Annotated in this window: 19 protein-coding genes; 13 read left to right on the plus strand and 6 right to left on the minus strand. The window is 69.1% G+C overall.

Annotated elements, in window-relative coordinates:
• Positions 1 to 11: 11 nt before the first annotated feature.
• Positions 12 to 1,202, plus strand: coding sequence for an elongation factor Tu (gene tuf, locus GOAMR_RS23095; RefSeq protein ID WP_040516240.1), 1,191 nt, complete (start codon positions 12 to 14; stop codon positions 1,200 to 1,202).
• A 148-nt stretch (positions 1,203 to 1,350) separates the two neighbouring features.
• Here the strand turns inward: tuf and GOAMR_RS23100 are convergent, their stop codons facing one another.
• A complete protein-coding gene (locus GOAMR_RS23100) occupies positions 1,351 to 1,812 on the minus strand; it encodes an MlaD family protein (RefSeq protein ID WP_138943869.1) in 462 nt (153 codons plus the stop codon).
• A gap of 331 nt (positions 1,813 to 2,143) precedes the next feature.
• Between GOAMR_RS23100 and GOAMR_RS23105 the strand changes: the two genes are divergently transcribed.
• Positions 2,144 to 3,049, plus strand: coding sequence for an alpha/beta hydrolase-fold protein (locus GOAMR_RS23105; protein WP_040516253.1), 906 nt, complete (start codon positions 2,144 to 2,146; stop codon positions 3,047 to 3,049).
• A 51-nt stretch (positions 3,050 to 3,100) separates the two neighbouring features.
• On the plus strand, positions 3,101 to 3,862 hold the full coding sequence (locus GOAMR_RS23110; protein WP_005193551.1) for an alpha/beta fold hydrolase: 762 nt from the start codon (positions 3,101 to 3,103) through the stop codon (positions 3,860 to 3,862).
• 27 nt (positions 3,863 to 3,889) lie between these two features.
• On the opposite strand, the gene GOAMR_RS23115 is transcribed toward GOAMR_RS23110, so the two are convergent.
• On the minus strand, positions 3,890 to 4,255 hold the full coding sequence (locus GOAMR_RS23115; RefSeq protein WP_005193552.1) for a LuxR C-terminal-related transcriptional regulator: 366 nt from the start codon (positions 4,253 to 4,255) through the stop codon (positions 3,890 to 3,892).
• 237 nt (positions 4,256 to 4,492) lie between these two features.
• Between GOAMR_RS23115 and GOAMR_RS23120 the strand changes: the two genes are divergently transcribed.
• The 3 genes from GOAMR_RS23120 to GOAMR_RS23130 all read left to right on the plus strand — a co-directional run bounded on the left by GOAMR_RS23120 (position 4,493) and on the right by GOAMR_RS23130 (position 10,053).
• Positions 4,493 to 8,386 carry an nSTAND1 domain-containing NTPase gene (locus GOAMR_RS23120; protein WP_005193553.1) on the plus strand — a complete coding sequence of 1,298 codons (3,894 nt, stop codon included), beginning with the start codon at positions 4,493 to 4,495 and terminating at the stop codon, positions 8,384 to 8,386.
• Between the two features lie 69 nt (positions 8,387 to 8,455).
• Positions 8,456 to 9,469, plus strand: coding sequence for an o-succinylbenzoate synthase (locus GOAMR_RS23125; protein WP_005193554.1), 1,014 nt, complete (start codon positions 8,456 to 8,458; stop codon positions 9,467 to 9,469).
• On the plus strand, positions 9,466 to 10,053 hold the full coding sequence (locus GOAMR_RS23130) for a TetR/AcrR family transcriptional regulator (RefSeq protein ID WP_005193555.1): 588 nt from the start codon (positions 9,466 to 9,468) through the stop codon (positions 10,051 to 10,053). Before GOAMR_RS23125 ends, GOAMR_RS23130 begins: the two co-directional genes overlap by 4 nt.
• 3 nt (positions 10,054 to 10,056) lie before the next feature.
• Here GOAMR_RS23130 and map read toward each other — a convergent pair whose 3' ends face one another.
• Positions 10,057 to 10,836: a type I methionyl aminopeptidase gene (gene map, locus GOAMR_RS23135; protein ID WP_005193556.1), complete on the minus strand. Its 780-nt coding sequence runs from the start codon at positions 10,834 to 10,836 to the stop codon at positions 10,057 to 10,059.
• Between the two features lie 288 nt (positions 10,837 to 11,124).
• Between map and GOAMR_RS23140 the strand changes: the two genes are divergently transcribed.
• Both GOAMR_RS23140 and GOAMR_RS23145 read left to right on the plus strand, forming a co-directional pair.
• A complete protein-coding gene (locus GOAMR_RS23140; protein WP_005193557.1) occupies positions 11,125 to 12,003 on the plus strand; it encodes a hypothetical protein in 879 nt (292 codons plus the stop codon).
• Between the two features lie 71 nt (positions 12,004 to 12,074).
• Complete coding sequence (locus tag GOAMR_RS23145; RefSeq protein WP_040516260.1) at positions 12,075 to 13,991, plus strand: hypothetical protein; 1,917 nt, start codon at positions 12,075 to 12,077, stop codon at positions 13,989 to 13,991.
• 251 nt (positions 13,992 to 14,242) lie between these two features.
• On the opposite strand, the gene GOAMR_RS23150 is transcribed toward GOAMR_RS23145, so the two are convergent.
• Positions 14,243 to 14,638 (minus strand): VOC family protein, encoded by a 396-nt coding sequence (locus tag GOAMR_RS23150; protein ID WP_005193559.1) that lies wholly within the window; start codon positions 14,636 to 14,638, stop codon positions 14,243 to 14,245.
• 78 nt (positions 14,639 to 14,716) lie between these two features.
• Between GOAMR_RS23150 and GOAMR_RS23155 the strand changes: the two genes are divergently transcribed.
• The 4 genes from GOAMR_RS23155 (at position 14,717) to GOAMR_RS23170 (ending at position 18,007) form a co-directional block, all read left to right on the plus strand.
• Positions 14,717 to 15,487, plus strand: a complete 771-nt coding sequence (locus tag GOAMR_RS23155; protein WP_005193560.1) for a TetR/AcrR family transcriptional regulator — start codon at positions 14,717 to 14,719, stop codon at positions 15,485 to 15,487.
• 177 nt (positions 15,488 to 15,664) lie between these two features.
• Complete coding sequence (locus GOAMR_RS23160) at positions 15,665 to 16,099, plus strand: hypothetical protein (protein ID WP_005193561.1); 435 nt, start codon at positions 15,665 to 15,667, stop codon at positions 16,097 to 16,099.
• Positions 16,099 to 16,689 (plus strand): hypothetical protein, encoded by a 591-nt coding sequence (locus GOAMR_RS23165; RefSeq protein ID WP_005193562.1) that lies wholly within the window; start codon positions 16,099 to 16,101, stop codon positions 16,687 to 16,689. The genes GOAMR_RS23160 and GOAMR_RS23165 overlap by 1 nt, the downstream gene beginning before the upstream one ends.
• A gap of 100 nt (positions 16,690 to 16,789) precedes the next feature.
• A complete protein-coding gene (locus GOAMR_RS23170; RefSeq protein ID WP_005193563.1) occupies positions 16,790 to 18,007 on the plus strand; it encodes an NAD(P)/FAD-dependent oxidoreductase in 1,218 nt (405 codons plus the stop codon).
• 144 nt (positions 18,008 to 18,151) lie between these two features.
• On the opposite strand, the gene GOAMR_RS23175 is transcribed toward GOAMR_RS23170, so the two are convergent.
• Positions 18,152 to 19,207, minus strand: a complete 1,056-nt coding sequence (locus tag GOAMR_RS23175) for a ferredoxin--NADP reductase (protein WP_005193564.1) — start codon at positions 19,205 to 19,207, stop codon at positions 18,152 to 18,154.
• A gap of 109 nt (positions 19,208 to 19,316) precedes the next feature.
• On the opposite strand from GOAMR_RS23175, the gene GOAMR_RS23180 reads away from it, so the two are divergent.
• The gene (locus GOAMR_RS23180) at positions 19,317 to 20,435 is read left to right on the plus strand and encodes a DUF6924 domain-containing protein (protein ID WP_005193565.1); all 1,119 of its coding nucleotides are present in this window, start codon (positions 19,317 to 19,319) and stop codon (positions 20,433 to 20,435) included.
• A gap of 49 nt (positions 20,436 to 20,484) precedes the next feature.
• Here GOAMR_RS23180 and mftR read toward each other — a convergent pair whose 3' ends face one another.
• Entirely contained in the window at positions 20,485 to 21,114 is a 630-nt protein-coding gene (gene mftR / locus GOAMR_RS23185) for a mycofactocin system transcriptional regulator MftR (RefSeq protein ID WP_005193566.1), read from the minus strand.
• Positions 21,115 to 21,215 lie beyond the last annotated feature (101 nt).

The following is a 21,215-nucleotide window of genomic DNA, read 5'->3' on the forward strand; positions in this document are numbered from 1 at the left end:
AGGACAATCAAGTGGCGAAGGCGAAGTTCGAGCGGACCAAGCCGCACGTGAACATCGGCACCATCGGTCACGTCGACCACGGCAAGACCACCCTGACGGCGGCCATCACCAAGGTGCTGCACGACAAGTACCCGGACCTCAACAAGAGCTTCGCGTTCGATCAGATCGACAAGGCTCCTGAAGAGAAGGCTCGTGGCATCACCATCAACATCTCGCATGTTGAGTACGAGACCGAGAAGCGTCACTACGCACACGTCGACGCTCCGGGCCACGCCGACTACATCAAGAACATGATCACCGGTGCCGCCCAGATGGACGGCGCGATCCTCGTGGTCGCCGCCACCGACGGCCCGATGCCGCAGACCCGTGAGCACGTGCTGCTGGCCCGCCAGGTCGGCGTTCCGTACATCCTGGTCGCGCTGAACAAGGCCGACATGGTCGACGACGAGGAAATCCTCGAGCTCGTCGAGATGGAGGTCCGCGAACTGCTGGCCGCTCAGGAATTCGACGAGGAAGCCCCCGTCGTCAAGGTGTCGGCTCTCAAGGCTCTTGAGGGTGACCCGGAGTGGGCCAAGTCGGTCGAGGAGCTCATGGCTGCCGTCGACGAGTCGATCCCGGATCCGGTCCGCGAGACCGACAAGCCGTTCCTCATGCCCGTCGAGGACGTCTTCACCATCACCGGCCGTGGCACCGTTGTCACCGGTCGTGTGGAGCGCGGCTCGGTCAACGTGAACGAGGAAGTCGAGATCGTCGGTATCCGCGAGAAGTCGCAGAAGACCACCGTCACCGGCATCGAGATGTTCCACAAGCTGCTCGACTCGGCTCAGGCCGGCGACAACGCGGGTCTGCTGCTCCGCGGCCTCAAGCGTGAGGACGTCGAGCGTGGCCAGGTCATCGTGAAGCCGGGCACCACCACCCCGCACACCGAGTTCGAGGGCCAGGCGTACATCCTGTCGAAGGACGAGGGCGGCCGCCACACCCCGTTCTTCAACAACTACCGTCCGCAGTTCTACTTCCGTACCACCGACGTGACCGGCGTCGTGACCCTCCCCGAGGGCACCGAAATGGTCATGCCGGGCGACAACACCGAGATGAGCGTTGTGCTCATCCAGCCGGTCGCCATGGACGAGGGCCTGCGCTTCGCCATCCGCGAAGGTGGCCGCACCGTCGGTGCCGGTCGCGTCACCAAGATCATCAAGTGATCATTGATCTCTGAGTGATCTGACTCTGTGAGTCATCGGGCAGCGCCTCAGCCGCGAAAGCGGCTGGGGCGCTGCTTCTTTGGGTAGGACACCGGTGATGTCGGCCGGCGGGAGGTTGCGGGACCGGTGATCGGCCGGACCGGGCCGGTCAATCGACCAGGGTGTGGTGGAGCGGGATGGTCGCTTCGTCGGCCAACTCGGGCCCGCCGCCGCTGTAGGCCGGTGTCAGTTCGATGAAGGGGTTCTTGTCGCCGGTCACGGCCACCGCCTTTACGTCGGCGGGCAGTTTGGTGCTGCGGTCGATCGTGGCTGTGACCTGGTAGAAGGTGTCCCTGGGCGCGCCGCCGCGCGTCAGCATCTTGACGGACGTGACGCGCCCGACGGATGCGCCGTCGACGACCAGCCGGGACCCCGAAGACTGGTGCGGATTCGCCGTGAACTCGATGGTGATGGTGCGGCCGTTGCTGTCTCCGCCACACGCGGTCATGACGAGCGATACGACCATCGCCAGTCCGATCATCGTCAGGCGTGTGAGCGCACGGAAGCGGCCCGCTCGGCCGTAGCGGGTCGGCACATGTCGGTTTCCGGTCGTCGTGGGCGTGGCAATCATGTTCGTAACGGTAACGACAATCCGGACGTTTCGGGGTCGTCCGAATGCGTGACTCGATGCAGTGACGGCAGGTCGATGTCCCGATGCGAAGTGTGTGGAGCCTGGCATTCTCGGTGCCGCAGCGCGCCTCTCTGGTCACATAGATGTGATTTAGTCACAGCATTAACTTTGGTAACAACCCTGTTGCGATCTGTCGCGTCCTCTCGCTTTGCGAACGGTCGCCGCATTGACTGGTCGGGTGAGATCTCTGCCCGTCCGGATACCCGCACGCTCGAACCCCGACCCACCCAGGCGCAGACGCCGGTGGTCGCTGCGTTCGGGCGTGCTGCTGATGGTCGTGCTGATCGCGGCCGGACTGGGAGTGACGGGCGCGGGCCAGGCCGCGGCCGTCGCACACTACCGGTTCATCGTCGGCGGCTGCGGCATGCCGGCCAAGCCGGTGGACATGTGGGTGGGCGCCGGAAACTACAAAACCGTCATCGCGCTCGACGGCCTGCGGGCCACGAGCCGCAAGAGCGGCTGGGCGTACGAGACCAACATCGCCAAGATGGCCTACAGCGGCGTCAACGTCGTCGAACCGGTCGGCGGACTGGCGAGCTTCTACACCGACTGGAACGCCAAACCCGGCAACAAGATCAAGTACCGGTACCGCTGGACGTGCAGGCTCAACCGGATCATTCGCGAACTCGACGCCCGCGGCATGGCGACCGGCCGCAGCGGCAAGTACGCCATCATGGGCGTCTCGATGGGCGGTGGTGCGGCCCTCACCTACGCCGCCCACCACCGCAAACGCATCTCGCACGCGTTCTCGATGTCGGGCTACATCAGCCTCGCCTCGCCCGGTATGCGCACAGGTATCAGGATCGCGCTGGCCGACGCCGGTATCGAGGCCGGGCTGGGCCCGTTCAACGCCGACGCCATGTGGGGACCGCCCTGGGATATCCGCTGGATCAACAACGACCCCGTCATGCAGCTGAACCGGATGCGCGGGATGAAGATCCGGATCGCCTCGGCCACCGGCATCTGGGGGCAGTACAACGTCGACCCCGTCGGCTCGGCGAAGGGCACCCCGCTGGAGATGCTGGCGTTGCAGCAAGCCGGGATCTTCCAGGCCGCGGCCGCCGCCCAGGGCATCCCGATCACCACCGACTACGCCCTGCTCGGCACCCATCAGTGGGACTACTGGCAGGACATGGTGTGGCGGGCCAAGAACTCGGGCTGGTTCCGGGACCGCTGACACCTGCCCCATCCGTACTTGCCCCATTCGTACCCGCTTAGGGTGGGTGCCATGCGAACCCTGACCGGTGCCGGCGGCACCACGCTGGCCGTGCGCACCTCGGGACCGATCGACACGCGGCCCCCGGTCCTGCTGGTGCATGGGATGGGGTCGGACCACAGCACCTGGCGGTCGACGGCGTCGATGCTGCGCCGGGCCGGCCGCACCGTGATCGCCCCCGACCTGCGCGGGCACGGCCGCAGCGCCCACACCGGCGACTACTCACTCGGCAGCTTCGCCGACGACCTGCGCGCCGTCGTCGACGATCTCGGCGTCGAACAGGCCGACGTGATCGGGCATTCGCTGGGCGCGCATTCGGCGTTGCGGCTGGCGATGGAGCATCCGACGCGGGTGCGGTCGCTGGTGCTGGAGGAGGTACCGCCGATGCCACGCGACGACGCCGACCTCGCCGAGGAGATCACCATGGGTGCGGGTCTGGGCGAACGGGTCCGCGGGATCGCCGCGCTGCTGCGCAACCCGCTGCCGGTGCTGCGCTGCGACCGGGCCGTCGGGGAGGCTGTGCAGCAGCAGTTCGCCGTCGCCGATCCGGGGTGGTGGGAGCGGCTGCCCGAGGTGACCACACGCACGCTGGTCATCTCCGGCGGCACCCGCAGTTTTCTGCAACCCCGGCACCTGCGTGATCTGGCGACCGCCCTACCGGAGTCAGGTTTCGAACAGTTCGACGTCGGGCACAGCGTGCACCGCGACGCCGGCCCCGCGTTCAACTCGGCCGTCGGCCAGTTCCTCGGACTGGCGGGTACCCGGCCGGCCTAGCGGACTGTCGGGGCCGGAAGAGCCCGCCTAGTGGTCCTCGGCCTCGGGGTCGATGAGGCCGACGTCCTGCCAGTCGGAGATGTCGATGTACCCGTCCTGGACGGCCCGGATGAACAGTGCCGCTTTCGACGCCGCCGGGCGACCGACGGCCATGTACTTCTGCCGGATGCGGGTCAGGTGCGACTTGACCGTCGCAGTACCGATGAACAGTTCCCGGCCCGCCGACTCCTTGGTGCCCACCCGCAGCCACGTCAGCAGCACCTCGATCTCCCGGTCGGTGAGCGCCGGACTGGTCTGTCCGGAGTCCACAGCTGTGCTCGCGGCCGGAGTGGGCGGGGCGTCGCGCTCGGGACCGGCCCAGGGAATGTGCGAGGAGATGGTCGCCGTACTCAATTGGTGTCCTCCGTTGGGGTAGTTCCCGGCAACCGGGATGCAACGACATACTGAGGACTCGAATTATTCGGTGGACCGGTCGGTGCGGGAGTGAAGAACCTGCACCAACCACCAAGTCGATACGCGATTCGATACAGTGACCAGGTAAAACACGACGGAACGGGGGGTGGAAATGCACGCTGACAATGGCTGCCGCGGCAACTTCGAACACCCCGATACGGGACAGAAGGCGGCGGTGTGACGGCAGAGCAACTCAGTCGCTCCGCGCCCCGGGACGACGTCGCCGCACGGCCACGCTCACCCGAGGACATCCGCACCCGGGAGGATCTGGGTGCGGCGCTGACGGCGTGCCGTGAGGCGGCCGGGCTCAGTGTGCGCGACGTCGCCGAGCGCGCCGACGCCTTGCTGGGAACCGTGGCGGGCTGGTTCGCCGGGCAGCACGCGCCCACCAAGGCCAGCCGCGAACCGTTCGACCGGGTGCTGGGGGTGTGCGGCGTCGCACCCGGCGACGTGGCCGCGTGGTGGGCTGCCATCGACGGTTTGTCCCGCCGGGGCGGTCGCCGTCGTCGGTCCCGGCCCGAATCGCCGTACCTCGGTTTCGCCACGTTCAACGCCGGTGACAGCTCCCGGTACTTCGGGCGCCGCGAACAGATGGGGCATCTGGTCGAGTCCGTCGCCCAGGTGTACCGGGAGTGGCTCCCCGAGCGCGCGGCGATGGACGACGACGAGACCGCCGCCGCGGTGCCGCCCGCGTTCGTCGTGCTCGGGCATTCCGGTGTGGGCAAGTCGTCGCTGGTGCGGGTGGCGCTCGGCAGTGCCGTCGGCACCCCCGGGCCGCTGCACGGCTGGAAGTACGCGGTGATGGTGCCGGGCATCGACCCGGTGGGCGCCTTCGAGAAGGCCCTCGACGACCTGCACGAGCAGGACGACCGGCCGGGCCCGGCGATCCTGGTGATCGACCAGTACGAGGAGATCCTCACGCTGCACCCGTATGCCGAGGGCATCGCGCAGGGCGCGCAGTGGGCGGAACTGTCCCGTGGCTGGGACATGGTTGTCGTGTCGGTGGTCCGCCCCGACATCTACGCCTACGCCCACGAGGCGTCCTCGCGCGGCGTGCCGATCCGTGGGCAGATGCTGATCGCGCCGATGACGGCCGAACAGTTGCGCGAGGTGATCGTCGGGCCCGCCGACGCCGCCGGGGTGAGCGTCGACGACGACCTGGTCCGGATGCTGCTCGACGATGTCGCCGGCACGGGAGGGGCGCCCGGAGCCGGTGCGTTGCCACTGCTGAGCCATGCCCTGCGGGCCACCTGGCAGGAGTCCGACGGCCGCAGGCTGACGGTCCGCGACTACCTCGCGACCGGCCGCATCGCGGGTGCGGTCGAGAAGTCCGCAGAGGACGTGTACGCGGCGCTCACCCCCGACGAACAGGCCGCAGCCCGCACCCTGCTGCTGGCGATGGTCAACGTCGATGAGGACACCGTCACCCGTCGTGTCGTGCCCCTGGCCGACCTCACCGCCGACGGTGAGCCGCGCATCGAACTGGTCGAACGCTTCGCCGCGGCCCGGCTGCTGACGGTGTCGCTGGACAACGTGCAGGTCACCCACGAGGCGCTGCTGACCGCCTGGCCGCGGTTGACCACCTGGATCGAGGAGGACCGCGAGCGGCTGCTGCTGGTGCGGCGGCTGCGGTGGCTGAGCGAGGTGTGGGACGCCAACGGCCGGCTCGACGACCTGTTGCCCGGTGCCGCCCGGCTCCAGATGTTCGATGAACTGGTCGGCGACTCGGCGCTCGACCAGACCAGCCGCGACTACCTCGACGCCGGCGGCGCCAAACGGCGGGCCGAACTCGACGCGCGGCGCCGCAACACCCGCAAGCTGCGGAACCTGACACGTTTCGCGCTGGTCTTCGGCGTGGTCGCGGTGCTGGCCGCGGTCGTCGCGATCGTCACCGGCATCAGTTCGGTGATCGAACGTGAGCACGCCGAGCGGGCGAGCACCGAAGCGCTGAGCCGGCAACTGGCGGCGGAGGCCTTGCGGCTGAGCAGTCGCGATCCGTTCCTGGCGATACAGCTCGCCATGGTCGCGTACCGGCAGTCGCCGACGCGGGAGGCGAGATCGGCGCTCATCGACCTGGGGGCGGGTTCGGTGCCGGCCGGCTTCGCCGGCCCCGGCGCCGAGTCGGGCCGGATGGCGACCGCCGCGACCACCGACGGCACGCAACTGCTCGCCCTGGACACCGCCGGGCACTTCCGGATGCTGCCGCTGGGCCCGCACGGGATCGCCGGGAACCCGGTGAGCGGAACTCTGACTGCCGGCTCCGGCCCGAACACCCCACACCCGAACCGCACGGCCGGGGAGTTCGGTGCGGCGGCGTTCCTGCCGGGTACCCGGACGGCGGTGGTCGGCGGGCGGGACTCGCTGACGCTGTGGGACCTGACCGACCCGCGTTCGCCCCGGCGCGGCCAGTCGTTGCCCGGAGTCTCGGGCATGGTGACGGCGGTCGCCGTCGACCCCGCCGGCACCTTCGTCGCCGCATCGACGTCCCAGGCCGGGATCGGGGTGTGGACGCGGGACGGCCAGGACTGGCGCCGGCTGCCCGCGCCTGCCGGGATGGGCCCGGTCGCGGGCCCCGTCGCGTTCTCGCCCGACGGGCGGATGCTCGCCACCGGTGGCAACTACAGCCGGATCGACCTGTGGTCGGTGTCGTCCGGTGGCCTGACTCCCGTCGCGCGCATCCCGGCGTTCGGGCCCGAGGCCCAGTCGGCGAGCGAGATGCGGTTCACCGACGACGGCAGATCCCTGGTGGCGGCCATGCGGATCGCGGGCGCGGCCACCTACGATGTCTCCGACCCGCGACATCCGCGGCAGGTGCGGACCTGGCCGTCGTCGTCGGCGTTCGTCAATGGTTTCGGGATGACCGGTGACGGGTCGACGATCGCGCTGTCGGGAACCGACAACACGGTGCGTATCTTCGACAGCACCAACCCGGACGCGCCGCCGAGGACCGTGCAGAGCACGGCACACTCGGTGTTGTTCGCCGGTGACCACATGATCACCACCGACACGTCCGGACGGCTTCTGGACTGGCCGCTGACCATGTCGGCCACCACGATCGGCACCGACACCGTGCAGCAGTTCGCCCTGTCGGCAGACCGCAGGCGTGCGTTCGCCGTCGACAACGCACCCGGCGGTGGCGTCCACCGCTGGGATATCACCGACGGCAGGCTGGTCCGTGCCGGGCCGGTGCTGGCACCGCCCGCCGACGGCCTCACCGGTGGCGTGGCGGCGGGCGGATCGGGTCACACGGTCGTGCTCGCCGGGCAGACCGGCGACCTGCATTTCGCGGACTACAGCGACGGTGACCACCCGCGGTACGTGAGCAGTATCAGGGCTCAGGACGCGGTCAGCATCTCCGTCGACTACAACGAGCGGTCACGGCTGGCGGTGGCGGTGAGTATGGATCTGCCGACGGTCGCGATCATCGACGCCTCCGATGTCCGGAACCCGCGCAAGGTGGCCGATGTCGATGTCGGGTCCGGAGCCATCCTGGTGACCCTCAGTCCCGACGGCCGCCGGGCGGCGGTGGCCCTGGTGTCCGGGGTCGTCAAGCTGGTGGATCTGTCCGACCCCGCGCACCCGAAGGTCACCGCCGACGCGTACTCGTTCGCGGGGATGGCGATGGCCGCCCGCTTCAGCCGCGACGGCCGCAGGCTCGCGGTGGGATCGACGGAACCCACGGTCGCGGTGATCGACGTGGCCGACCCCGACCGGCCACGCGTTGTGTCCACGTGGCCCACCGCGGTACTGACCTACGCCGTCGACTTCAACGACGACGGGACCAGGGTCGTCGCCGGCGGCGGAACGTCGGAGGTCTGGGTCTGGGAGATCGGCAAGGCCGAGGCGTCGACGATTCTGCGGTCGTTCCCGGACGGCATCTACGACATCCGGTACGCCGCGGACCGGACGTTGGTGGCGGTGGGTGACGGCGGAGAGATCCGGACGTGGTCGACGGGCCCCAATGCCATCATCGAGCGCGAGTGTGCCCGCCCCGGTGACGCGATCAGCCGCACCGAGTGGGAGTTGTACGTGCACGACCGGTCGTATTCGCCGCCCTGCGGCAAGCGCTGACCGGGTTCGCGGTGCTCCCTCGGGGGCGTACCGGCATCGGCGGCGCACGAGGTGCGCGATACTGACCGGATGCGACAGGTCCTGGTGGGAGAACTCGATGTGCTGCCGTCGGCCGCCGAACTCGCCGCCGGGGCGGTCGTCGTGACACTGCCGATGCGGACCCGGTTCCGGGGCATCACCTCCCGCGAGGTGATGCTGCTGCGGGGTCCGGCGGGCTGGGGCGAGTTCGCGCCGTTCACCGAATACGACGACGCCGAGTCGTCGGCGTGGCTGGCCGCCGGTATCGAGGCCGCCTACCTCGGCCCGCCGCCCGCCCGCCGTGACCGGGTCGCGGTGAACGCCACGGTGCCGGCGGTGCCCGCCGACCAGGTCGCCGGGGTGCTGGCCCGCTACCCCGGGGCCACCACCGCCAAGGTGAAGGTGGCCGAACCCGGTCAGAGGCTCGCCGACGATGTCGAGCGGGTCGCCGCCGCCCGCGAGGTGGTGCCCGCGGTCCGGATCGACGCCAACGGCGGCTGGTCGGTCGACGAGGCGGTGGCCGCCATCGCCGCGATCGGCGACGTCGAATACGCCGAACAGCCGTGCCGCACCGTCGAGGAACTGGCGCAGGTCCGCAGGCGCGTCGGCGTGCCGATCGCCGCCGACGAGTCGATCCGCAAGGCCGACGATCCGCTGAGGGTGGTGGCCGCCGACGCCGCCGACCTGGCGATCCTGAAGGTGGCCCCGCTCGGCGGGATGCGGGCGGTGCTGTCGCTGGCCGGGCAGATCGGGTTGCCGGTGGTGGTCTCGAGCGCCCTGGATTCGGCGGTCGGCATGGCCGCCGGTGTCGCGGCCGCCGCGGCGCTGCCGGAGCTGGACCTGGCGTGCGGACTGGGTACCGGTTCCCTGTTCGTCGACGATGTGGCACCGTCGTTCCTGCCGTCCGGCGGCGAGGTCGCGCCGCGCTGGGTCACCGACGTCAGCGTGCCGGATGGATTGCGGGCGAGCCCGGACCGGGAACGATGGTGGCGCGAGAGACTGGCCCGGTGCCACGCGGTGCTGGCCGGCGGCGGAACACACGGGAGTGGGTGGAGTAGGACGTGAGTGCAGGCCGTAAGCCGCGGAACACGCTGAGCAGCCGCGACCAGGAGTCGATGATCCTGGCGGCGGCCGAGGCGGAGTTCACCGAGGCCGGGGTGCGCAAGGCGAATGTCGATACCGTCGCCGCCCGCGCCGGCGTCAGCAGGAGCACGCTCTACCGGCGGTTCGCCAACAAGGAAGAACTGCTGATCGCGGTGGCCCAGCGGGTCTACGAGCGGGTGATGCGCGAGCTCGACACCGCGGTCGCCGGGCTGTCGCCGCAGGATGCGGTGGTGGAGGCGTTTGTCGCGGGCGCGACGCTGATCGAGCAGGACAATCTGGTGCGCAGGCTGCTCGTCGACGGCGACGTGAAGATGCTGACCGCCCAGGCGCCGGCCATGTTCATCGAGCTGGCCGTGCAGCGGGTCGCGTCCACCCTGCGCCGCGCCGGTGCGCAGATGCCCGACGCCGACTTGCACGACGTGGTGGAAATCCATGTGCGGCTGGTGATGTCGTTCATGGAGGTGCCGCCTTCGGATGCCGGGCGCTGGGCGCCGGACCGGGTGCGTGCCACCGTCGGCAAGTTCATCGCCCCGATGGTCTGGTAGTGCTCAGCCGGCGAGTTCGGTGAGGATGCGCGGGCCGTCGTCGGTGATGGCGATGGTGTGTTCGGTGTGCGCGGTCATCGTGCCGTCGGCCGAGCGCAGGGTCCAGCCGTCCGGGTCGATGGCCAGTTTGTTGGTGCCGCGCGACCACCACGGTTCGATCGCCAGCGTCATCCCCGCCTTCAGCGGCAGACCCTGACCCCGTTTGCCGAGGTTGGGGATGTGGGGGTCCTCGTGCATGGTGCGGCCGAGGCCGTGCCCGCCGAACTGCGTGTTCACGGTGTAACCGTCGGCGATGGCGACGGCACCGATCGCAGCCGAGATATCGCCGAGGTGCCCGCCCGGCACCGCCGCGGCGATCCCGGCGGCGAGGGCGCGGCGGGTGGAGTCGATGAGCCGCTGGTTCTCCGCACGCTGCGGCCCGCCGTCGCCGGCGATCACGGTGATCGCCGCGTCGGCGACCCAGCCGTCGATGGAGACGGCGAAGTCGAGGGTGAGCACATCGCCGTCGGCGAGGACATGGCTGCGTGGCTTGCCGTGCAGCACGGCGTCGTTCACCGACAGGCAGATCACGTTGCGGAACGGTCCCTCACCGAACGACGGCGCGTAGTCCCAGTAACAGGACTGCGCGCCGCGCTCCGAAACAAGTTCGCGCGCATGGTGTTCGAGGTCGAGCAGGTTGACGCCGGGCTGCGCCTGCGCACCCAGGATGGCCAGGGTCCGCGCGACGAACTGCCCGGTCACCGCCATCTTGTCAATCTCCTGTGGTGTCTTCAGCTCGATCATCGGTGGCTCCTCACTTCGCGCTCCAACACTATCGCCCCAGGTTCCCACCCCATCGCTTGAGCGTTCCCGCTCATCAGTTCCGATTACGCTCACCCGATTCCCTGAGCGGGACCGGAACGGGTGAGCGGGAGAAATTGGATGGAACCGATCAGGTGTTGGGCGCGTCCAACACCCATGACTACGTATCCGAGGGACCAGCATGGGATTATCCGGCGTTCTGCTGCACTGGGGGCCGGTATCTCTGACCACGAGATCACCACAGACCTACGGCGCCATCGGCTCGTCCGGGTGTACCCAGGCGCATATGTCCTCGCAGGCGAGGAATTCGCTGGTCATGAGGGTGCGCAGGGACTGCATCGCCTTGCTTCGATCGCGGCGTCGATCACGGAGATCGGTACAGGAACCGACCTGCCACTGAGCCATGCGTCGGCAGCGGCGCTGCACGGTATCCCCCTTCTGAAGCCGGACATCGCACGTGTTCATGTCACAACGGGACGATCCGCCGGTGGGTCGATCCGCAAGTACCGACACATCCATGCGGCTCCACTGGACCCGGTCGAGGTGACATTCGTTGACGGGACAGCGGTGACGACCGTCGAGCGAACCGCCGTCGACGTCGCGTGTTGTGGTGACTTTGCCCAGGCGCTCACGGCCTTCGACCACGGGTTGCGGGCAGGTGGCCGTGCCGATCTCATGCGGGACATTCTCGGCAACCGTCGCCGACGCGGTGGCAGTGTTGCCCGGCGCGCTCTCGACCGGGCGAGTCCCCTGTCGGAGAGCGTGGGCGAGTCGTGGAGCCGTGCTCAGATGATCGAGGCGGGCCTGCCGCTCCCACGTCTGCAGCACACCTTCAGGTGCGCGTCAGGTAACTACAGAACGGATTTCGACTGGCAGGGCCTTGTGATCGGCGAGTTCGACGGCATGGTCAAGTACGGGAGGCACCTGCGTTCGGGGGAGTCCGCCGCTGAGTCGGTAGCTCGAGAGAAGCGACGGGAAGACGATCTGCGGGGCACTTCCGGGGCGATGGTCCGCCGATGGACGTGGGCCGATCTGGAGCGGCACAGATTGGTCGCCCTGGTCACCCCTTTGGCTGGAGCGCTTCGGACTCTTGGTCGCCTAGCCGAGTTCACGCTCACCGAATCTGGTCACGCTCAGCCGATTCCCTGAGCGGGACCGAGATAGGTGAGCGGGACGCGAACCGGGTCGAGATGTCGGTGGCGGGGCATACCATCGTCGCCATGACCACCCGACCCGCAGTGACCCGTCTCGTGTTGTTCAAGCACGGCATCGCCTACCTCGAACGGAGTGGACCGGCCGACAGTGACTTCGAATTGTCGTTCCGCAAGGGCGACATGAACGATGTTCTCAAATCACTGTCCGTCGGGGTCGTCGACGGCGACGCGACGGTGGGAGCGCTGGCGTATGAGGCGCCCACCGATCCCGACGACGAGCTGGCCCGCCGCAATCTGTACCTCGAACCGGGTCAGGCGCTGCCGGGACTGCTGGCGGCGGTGCGCGGCCGGACCGTCGAGGTGCGCACGGCGGACGGCACCACTCACCGCGGGGAGGTGGTGGGTGTCGACGAGAACTCGGTCGGATCCGGCGGTACGCAACGGCTGCTGGCGATCCGCACCCGCGACGCCGGGATCGGGCTCGTCGACCTGTCGGCGGTGCGGGCCCTGGGTTTCGCCGACGACTCCTCGCGTGAGGATCTGGCCTATCTCATCGATCGTTCACGGGCGGCCACCGCGGGGGAGAACCGCACCGTGCGCGTGTCGGTCAACGGCCGGGCAGACCGGCTCGACGTCTCGTACGTGCTGGCCGCGCCGGTGTGGCGGATCTCGTACCGGCTGGTGCGATCAGGTGATGCGGTCACGCTCATCGCGATGGGGATCGTGCACAATCCGGTCGACGAGGATCTCACCGACATCGAGCTGACCCTCACCACCGGGCAGCCGGTGTCGTTCGACATCGACCTGTACAACGCGCGCTGGGCCGAGCGGGCGATGATCGAGGAATCCGAGCGGGGCGGGGTGGTGCCCACCAGCTACGAGCAGGCCTACGGTGCGTTGGACATGGAGCCGACCGGTGCGCCGCCGATGCTCGGGGCGGCTCCCGCGCCGCGCGCGGCCAAGGCGATGGCGCGCTCGTTCGCGGCCGAGGCTCTGGCCGAAACAGGTGCCGCCGGTGAGTATTTCGAGTACCGGGTGGGAACTCCGGTGTCGCTCAAGCGCGGTACGGCGGCGATGGTCCCGCTTACCGTGGCCGAGATCGATTCCGCTGTCACCGAACGCATCTGGCGGGAGGAGTCGGGCCCGAACCCTGACATCGTGCTCAGCTTCGACAACAGCAGCGGCATCGTGCTGGAGGAAGGGCCGGCGGTCATCTACGACGACGAGAGCTACGCCGGCGAGTCGATGATGCCGTACACCACGCGCGGCACCCATGTGCGGCTCGGCTTCGCCCGCGACCTCGCGGTGCGGTGCAGACGCACGTCGGAGACGACCACCGTCACCACCCGGCTGCATCTGGACGGCGACGCCCTGGTCGCCGAGATGCGGCACGAGGAGATCCACACCATCCGCGTCGAACACGACGGCGACGCCCAGACCGAGGTGATCATCGAACTGCCCAAGGGGTACGACACCAGGCTGATGCGCGGTGCGGAATATCTGGCGCCGTTCGAGGAGACAGCGGGCCACAACCGGTTCCGCGTGCCGGTCTCGGGACGGGGAAAGGCCGAGGTCAAAGTGGGTGAGGCGCGCGTGCTGTCCCGGTACACTGCCTACGCCGACCTCACCGGACGGGCGCTCGGTGAGTGGCTGTCGCAGCGGCTGCTCGACCGCACCACCTTCGCCGAACTCAGCGCCGTCGTCGAGCACTGGGAGCAGGCCCGGCGCTGCGATGAGAAGGTCAAGCAGCTCGAAGCCGAACGGAAGGTCGTGTACGACAACCAGTCCCGTGTCGCCGAACAACTCAAGGTGCTGCACGACGGCGGCGAGGAGGGGCAGGTGCGGGCCCGCACCGTCGCATCCCTGGTGTCGCTGCAGGACCGGGAGACCGCGCTCGACGCCGACATCACCACCACCCGTACCGCCGCCGCCGACGAACGGGCGGCCGCCGACGAACAGTTGCGCAGGCTGGTCCGGCGGTAGCCGGGCAGGGTCTCGCCGATGTCGCTGAGGGTGGCGGTGGGGGAGATCCCGGCGATCCGGACCGTCGGGTCCATCGGCTTGGCACGGAATGCCGTCGTCCTGCGGCAAGCACCGTCATGCAGCCCCTCCTGGTCGGTCCTCCGGGCCGGAAGTGTCCACGTTCCCGCGACGCTACCGGTGAATAATTCATCCCGCACGGGCGGTGCTATGCCTGGGGTGTCGGGGAAACGGCGGCGTTTCCGCCAGCCCGGTCAGTGTGTGGGATCGAGTGGTTCGACCCATTGGACCAGTTGGTAGATGATGCCGTTGGGGTCGGCCATCTGGAAATAGCGTTCGCCCCACGGCTCGGTCTCGATCGGGGTGACGATGTCGACGCCCTCGTCGCACAGTCGCGCGTAGTCGGTGTCGATGTCGTCGACGGTGAACACCACGAGGAGCCCGTCGGCGGTGCCCGATGCGGAGGACGGTGTGAACGTCGGCAGACCGGTCCGCAGGTAGATCAGGTTGAAACCGGCATCGGGATGTGTGAGCGAACAGAAGCCGTCCGCCGACATGGCCTCCTCGAAACCCAGGTGGGTGCGGGCCCATTCGGCCGATGCCTGCACGTCGGGGACGTTGAGGGAGATGGCGGATGCGGTGAATTGCATGGGGGCTCCTCCGTTGCAGATATCTCTATACGATGTACACCGTACGCCGTATAACAAAACCATGCCAGAATTGTTCCCATGACCGACAACAGCACCGGGGCCGGCGAGCCCAGCCGCACACTCGCACTCCTGTGGGGCGTGCAATCCGCACCGGCGCGACGCAAAGGACCTGCCCGGTCGGTCACCGTCGGGCAGATCGTCGACGCCGCGGTGTCCCTTGCCGACGAGCACGGTCTGCAGGCGGTCACAGTTCGTGCGGTGGCCGACAGGGTCGGGGTGTCGGCGATGTCGATTTACACCTACGTGCCGGGCAAGCCGGAACTGCTCGACCTGATGGTGGACGCCTGCTACGCCCGGATGGAACGCCCCCAGTGGGGACGGGAACGCTGGCGAAGGCGGCTGAGCGCGGTGGCCGAGTCCAATCGCGCACTACTGCTGGCGCATTCGTGGCTGACCGAGGTTGCATCGCTGAGTCGACCACCACTGGGCCCCGGGGTGATGGCGAAGTACGAGCATGAGCTGGCAGCCCTGGACGGCACCGGACTCTCCGACGTCGACACCGACGCCGCGCTCAACTATCTGCTCGGTTTCGTCCAATCACATTGCCGGGCCGCACACGACGCGGCGCGGGCCACCAACGATTCGGCAATATCCGACGCCGACTGGTGGGCCGCCAATCAGCCCATCCTGGCCCGGGTATTCGACCCCGGGCGCTATCCGCGGGCAGTCCGTGTCGGTGCGGCCGCAGGCGAAGCCCAGGGCAGCGCCTGGAACGCTTACCTCGCCTGGGAATTCGGGTTGGCCCGCACCCTCGACGGCCTGGCGGCCCTGATCAATCCAGCCCACTGACCTGATGATCCGGTGCCGGGCGGCAGAATACGGCAGCCCGTGGGTGTATCCGAAGCTTCGCCGAACGCTGACGGCAGCACGACCGGGCGTGGTGCGGGTCAGTCCGCGGAGTCGATCCTGCGCAACATCGCTGCTTCCAGGCGGCCGGTGTCCGGGTCGATCACGAGGCTTGCGATCGTGCTGTTCACCGGAAACGGGGACGACGACGAGGCCGGCCGGGCACAGGCCCTGGCCGCCGCCACCACCGGCGTGACGACGATGCTCACCGCCGACCCCGCCGATGCGGAAGGCTTCGCCGACCGCGTCATCGGGACCTCGGCGGGACAGCGGCGCGATCAGCTCACCGCAGCCCGCGACAGCCTGATCGACGCGGCCCGCGGGCTCGCCACGCCCAGTACCGGCAACGTCATCGTCGCCGGGCTGCGCAGCGACCCCACCGACGGCGACGCCGAGGGCTCCACCGCCCAGGCGCTGCTGGTGGCCGAGGCGTCGGACCCCGAACTCGTCGGCAGCACCGCGCAGGGTGACCGGATCACGTTGTCGGTGCGGCTGTTGCGGACCGCCGACGGCTGGCGGATCACGGGTGCCGTCCCGGTGAAGGCGGGGTCGTGATGGCCGCAGCACGTCCCGCTGGGTATCGCGCCCGGCCGGTCACCCCGGTCGCGCCGCCACGCACGCTCACCCCAGGCGGGCGGCGATGGCTGCTCGCGTGCGCGGTGATCGTCGTGGCGGCACTGGCCGTCGCCACCCTCGCCTTCGTCGCGGCCGCACGATCGACCACCGGCATGAGCGAGGGGCACCGCGACGCCCTGCAGACCACCACCCGGGACGCGGTCGAGCGGCTGATGACGTTCTCCCCGGCGGCCTCGGCGCAGCACCGGACTGACGTCGCCGACCGGCTCACCGGCAGGCTGGCCGCCGAATACCGGTCCCGCGGGCCGGACGTGGTGCTGCCCGGGGCGCGGCAGTCGAACGTCACGATGAGCGCGAAGGTCGTCGGCGTGGGAGTGCGGACGGACGACGACGCGGGGGAGACGCGGATGCTGGTGTTCGTCGACCAGACGGTCGCCGTCCCGGGTTCTGTCACTCAACGAGGCTCTACCGCCAAGTGGGCCTTTATGCGTAATGTCGAGGGCACTTGGCGACTCGCCGACCTCACGCCGGTGAACAGCGTGGCAGGGGTCGGCACAGGGGCGGGGTAGCGATCAGAACGCACCCGCCGGTCCGGACACCAACCGGACGGTCCGGAACACCCGGACACGAACATCGGCCCGATCGGGCAGACAAGGAGAACAACCACACATGGGGAACAACGCTGGGGTGGTGATCGTCGGAGCGGGACTCGGCGGGATCCGGGTGGCCGAGGCCGTGCGCACCGCCGGATACGAGGGTCCGGTCACGCTGATCGGGGCGGAGCAGCATCCGCCGTACGACCGGCCGCCGCTGTCGAAGAACGTCCTCGCCGGCAAGCAGGAGCGCCCGGACCTCAAACCGGCCGAGTTCTACGCCGATTCGTCGATCGACCTGCGGACCGGGCGCACGGTGGTCTCGGTTGACCCGCAGGCACATTCGCTGACGGTCGCCCGCACCGACGACCCGGGACGGACCGAGACCGTCGCCTACGACACGCTGGTGCTGGCCACCGGGCTCGCCCCGCGACCCTTCCCGGGCGCCGACGAGACCCTGACCGGCCTGCACACCCTGCGCACCATCGACGACGCGCTCGCCCTGCGCACCGAAATCGACGGTGCGCGTTCGGCGGTGGTGATCGGCGCCGGCTTCATCGGCTGCGAGGTGGCCGCCACCCTCCGCGGCTACGGTGTGCCGGTGACGCTGGTGGAACCGGCGCCCACACCGCTCGCCGCCGCGCTCGGCGAGCAGATCGGCGCACTGGTCACCCGGCTGCATGTCGGCAACGAGGTGGATGTGCGTGCCGGGGTGGGTGTCTCGCAGATCGTCGGCACCGACCACGTGAGGGCGGTGACCCTCGACGACGGCACCGAACTGCCCGCCGACATCGTCGTCGTCGGCATCGGGTCGGTCCCGGTGGTCGGCTTCCTCGACGGCTCGGGCATCGAGCTCGCCGACCGTTCGGTGGGCGGCGGCATCGCCTGCGACGCGAGCGGAAAGACCAGCGCCGCCGACGTGTACGCCGTCGGTGACGTGGCCAATTGGCTTGATGCCGAAGGCAACCCGAATCGGGTCGAGCACTGGAACCATGTGGTCGAGCAGGCCTCGATCGTGGCCGCCGCGATCACCGGCGGGGAGTCGGTGCGCGGTGCGGTGCCCTACTTCTGGAGCGACCAGTACGACGTCAAGATCCAGGTGCTCGGCGAACCCCGCGCCGACGACGACGTGCACATCGTCGACGACGATGGTAAGAAGTTCCTCGCCTACTACAGCCGGGATGGCATCCTGACCGCCGTGGTGGGTGCGGGCAAGGTGGCCGCGGTGATGAAGACCCGGCCCAAGCTGATGACCGAAACGCCCATCAGCGAAGTACTCACCCCCGCCGGCTGAGTCGGCGAAGTACTCACCCTCCGCCGGTTGAGGTGCGAGGAGCGTTAGCGACGAGCCTCGAAACCCGGTGAGACAACATTGTTCTCGCACCGGGTTCCGGGGCTCGGTCGCTGCGCGACCTCACACCTCAACCACCGAGGGGATTCAGAATTCGATACGCAGCCTGTCCGCCGTCGGCGTCGACTGGCAGCCCAGGATGTAGCCGTCGGCGATGTCGTCCTCGTCGAGCGCGCCCGGGTTGGCCATGTCGACGGTGCCCTCGGTGAGAGTGCAGGCGCACGAACCGCATTCACCCTCCAGGCACGAGTAGGGCGCGTCGAGGCCCGCGGCGATCATGACGTCGATGAGGTTGCGCCCGCGCGGCCACTTGAGGGTGTGGGTCTCGCCGTCGAGTTCGATGTCGACGGTCGCGGCGTCGGCCTCCTCCTCGGCGGAGAGCGCCTCGTGCTCGACATCGGTGAACGGATCGCCCGACAGCGAGCTGTACACCTCCGAATGCACGTCGTGGTGGGGGAATCCGGCCGCGGCCAAACCCTTGTGGACGGCGTCCATGAACGGGCCGGGACCGCATAGGTAGGCGTGGTGGCCGGCGAAGGGGGAGAACACCCGCGCCAGCGTCGTCTCCGACGGCAGTCCGGACAGGCTTTCGAGCCAGTGGATGACGGTAAGCCGGTCGTCGTGTTCATGGGTCAGCTCGCGCAGTTCGGCGGCGAAGATGACGTCGTTCTCGCCACGGTTGGCGTAGAAGAACACGATCGGCCCGCTGCCCGAGGCCAGCGCCGTCTTGAGGATCGACATCACCGGCGTGGCGCCGCTGCCGGCGGCGATCAGCAGCAGCGGCGCGTCGAGGTCGGCGGGGGTGAACACGCCGCTCGGCGGCAGCGCCTCGATCTGCGAGCCGGCCGCGAGGTTGTCGCACACCCAGTTGGAGCCGTACCCGCCGTTGGTGCGTTTGACGGTGACCTTGGGCAGTTCACCCGAGACCGGCGAGGACGCCAGCGAGTAACAGCGGGCCACCGATCCGGTCTGGTCGCTCGGGATGCGCAGGGTGAGGAACTGGCCCGGCTTGTACGCGGTGAACTTGTCGGTCATCGCGGTGGGTACGTCGAAGACGATCGACCGTGCGTCGGCGGTCTCGTCGACCACGTCCGCTACAGTCAGGATCACGCTGCGGGAGCTGTGGGGGGTCAGGTCGGTCATCGGTTCTCCGCCTCGGTGGGGTGTTCACCCCAAAGTAGAACATGTTCTAGTTTTGGTCGCCAGTCCCCTCGCCGGGCGGGGGTGAGAACCCCGCTGTTATCGTCTGCGAATGGTCACTCCGACGTGGGACGAACTCCTTCGCCGAAACCGTGCTACCGCAACCAAAGCCATCAGCGCGACCGTCCACACCTCCGGCGTCGGCGGCTGGCGGGAACACCACGTCTGGCACGCTCCGCCCGACCTGTGGCGGATCGAGGACGCCGACGGAAACCCCGAGCGGATCGCCGGCACGCGCTGGTACTTCGACAGGTCCGGCGAGGTGATGGTGCGCACCGATCGCTTCGCCCAGCGCACCGCCGGCGCCTCGCACGCGGGTGGTCCCGAACAACTGCTGGTGCTGCACCGCGACTGGCCCGAACAGGCCCCGCGCACCGCGGAACTGCAGCTCATCGACGGCCGCTCGGCCACCTTCAGTACCCCCGACGCGCCCGAACCCCGCTACCGGGCCGCCGGCGAGGTCGTGGCCACGCGGGTGCGCGGCCGGGCCGGGTGGACGGTGCCGTGTGTGCGTACGGCCAACGGGCACCCGATCACCTGGACGTTCGACGACGAGTGCGGCGTGGTCATCGGCCGCAACGCCGGCGGGTTCGGGGCGATCGAACTGTCCGATCTCGTGGTCACCGACCACTTCTCGCCGGCCGTCTTCGGCTTCCACGGCGACTACATCGATATCGCGCAGGCGGTGCGTGACTCCGAACGTGAGGTGCGGCAGGAGGACGTGTTCCGCGACACCCAGGGTGCGGGCAACACCATCGAGCGCTACCTCGGCACATACGCACCGCTGTTCGTCCGCACCGACTTCTCCGACAAGACGTCGTGGGAGGCGGTGGTGGCCGTCGTCGGCAGCCGGAACTCCGACGGCGACGAACCCGACCTCACCCTCATCGACAACCGCGACTACTCGGGCTGGACCACCGACCGGTTCCTCGAGGTCATCGACGGGGTGCCCGACTACATCCTCATCGCGGACGCGCGGACCATGACCCATCCGGACCTGCCCGTGCTGTTCCTGTCAACGGCAGCCGCCGACGCGGAGTGGGCCGGACGCGGCGATCAGGTGCGCGTCGCGGCCCGGTCGGTGGCCGCTGTCGACGCGGCGCTGTCGATCGCCGAGCACACCATCGCCGAACTCGCCGACGAGGCCGGGCGCGACGGAATCTACCGGTAGTTCAGGAGGGGTTCGGTCGGGACTTCGGGGCCGGCCGAAACCCGACCATTCAGCGCAGTGCCGCGATACCGCCGGCGAGCAGATCGCTGCCCGCCTCGATCAGCTCGATCAGGTCGGTGTCCGGGGCGGCGAGCCACTGCTCGTAGGCGGCCAGGGCCGTCCCGAGGCACAGCCAGCCGATGGTCTGCGGCAGATGCCCGTCGGCGTCGATTCCGAGCCGGGCCGCGCAGAACCCGGCGATCACCTGCCGCCAGTCGGCGTACATGAGCATCGAATACGCCTGCAGTGCGGGAACTTCGAGCAGCAGCCGCAGGCGCCGGCGATGGTTGTCGAGCTCGGCGTCGGGCACCTCGTTGAAGGTCACCAGCGCCTGCCGCAGCGCCTCGGCGATGGGCAGGTCGTCGGGGATCAGTGCGAGCCGGGTGCGCATCGCGTCGAGATGGGCGTCGAAATCACCCCACGCGATCGCGTTCTTGCTGGGGAAGTAGCGGAACAGGGTGCGCCGGGCGATGCCCGCGGCCTCGGCGATGTCGTCGACGCTGGTCTCGTCGAAACCCTTGGCCGTGAACAGATCGATGGCGATGGTGCTGAGCTGGGCGTGCGAGGTGGCCGGCCGGCGCCCCGGCTGGGGTGCGGTGTCGAGGAGATCGGGCTTGTGCGTCGATTCCCGGACGGCCATGACCACCTCCCCGTTGAGTGCGCGTCGCCGCGGGTGGGTGGCGACGCTGAGGCATCCATCGTATTCCGGGGGCCGTCCGGCGGGTAAACACTGGAACCGGA

The sequence above is a fragment of the Gordonia amarae NBRC 15530 genome, from assembly GCF_000241345.1.
GTDB lineage: Bacteria > Actinomycetota > Actinomycetes > Mycobacteriales > Mycobacteriaceae > Gordonia > Gordonia amarae.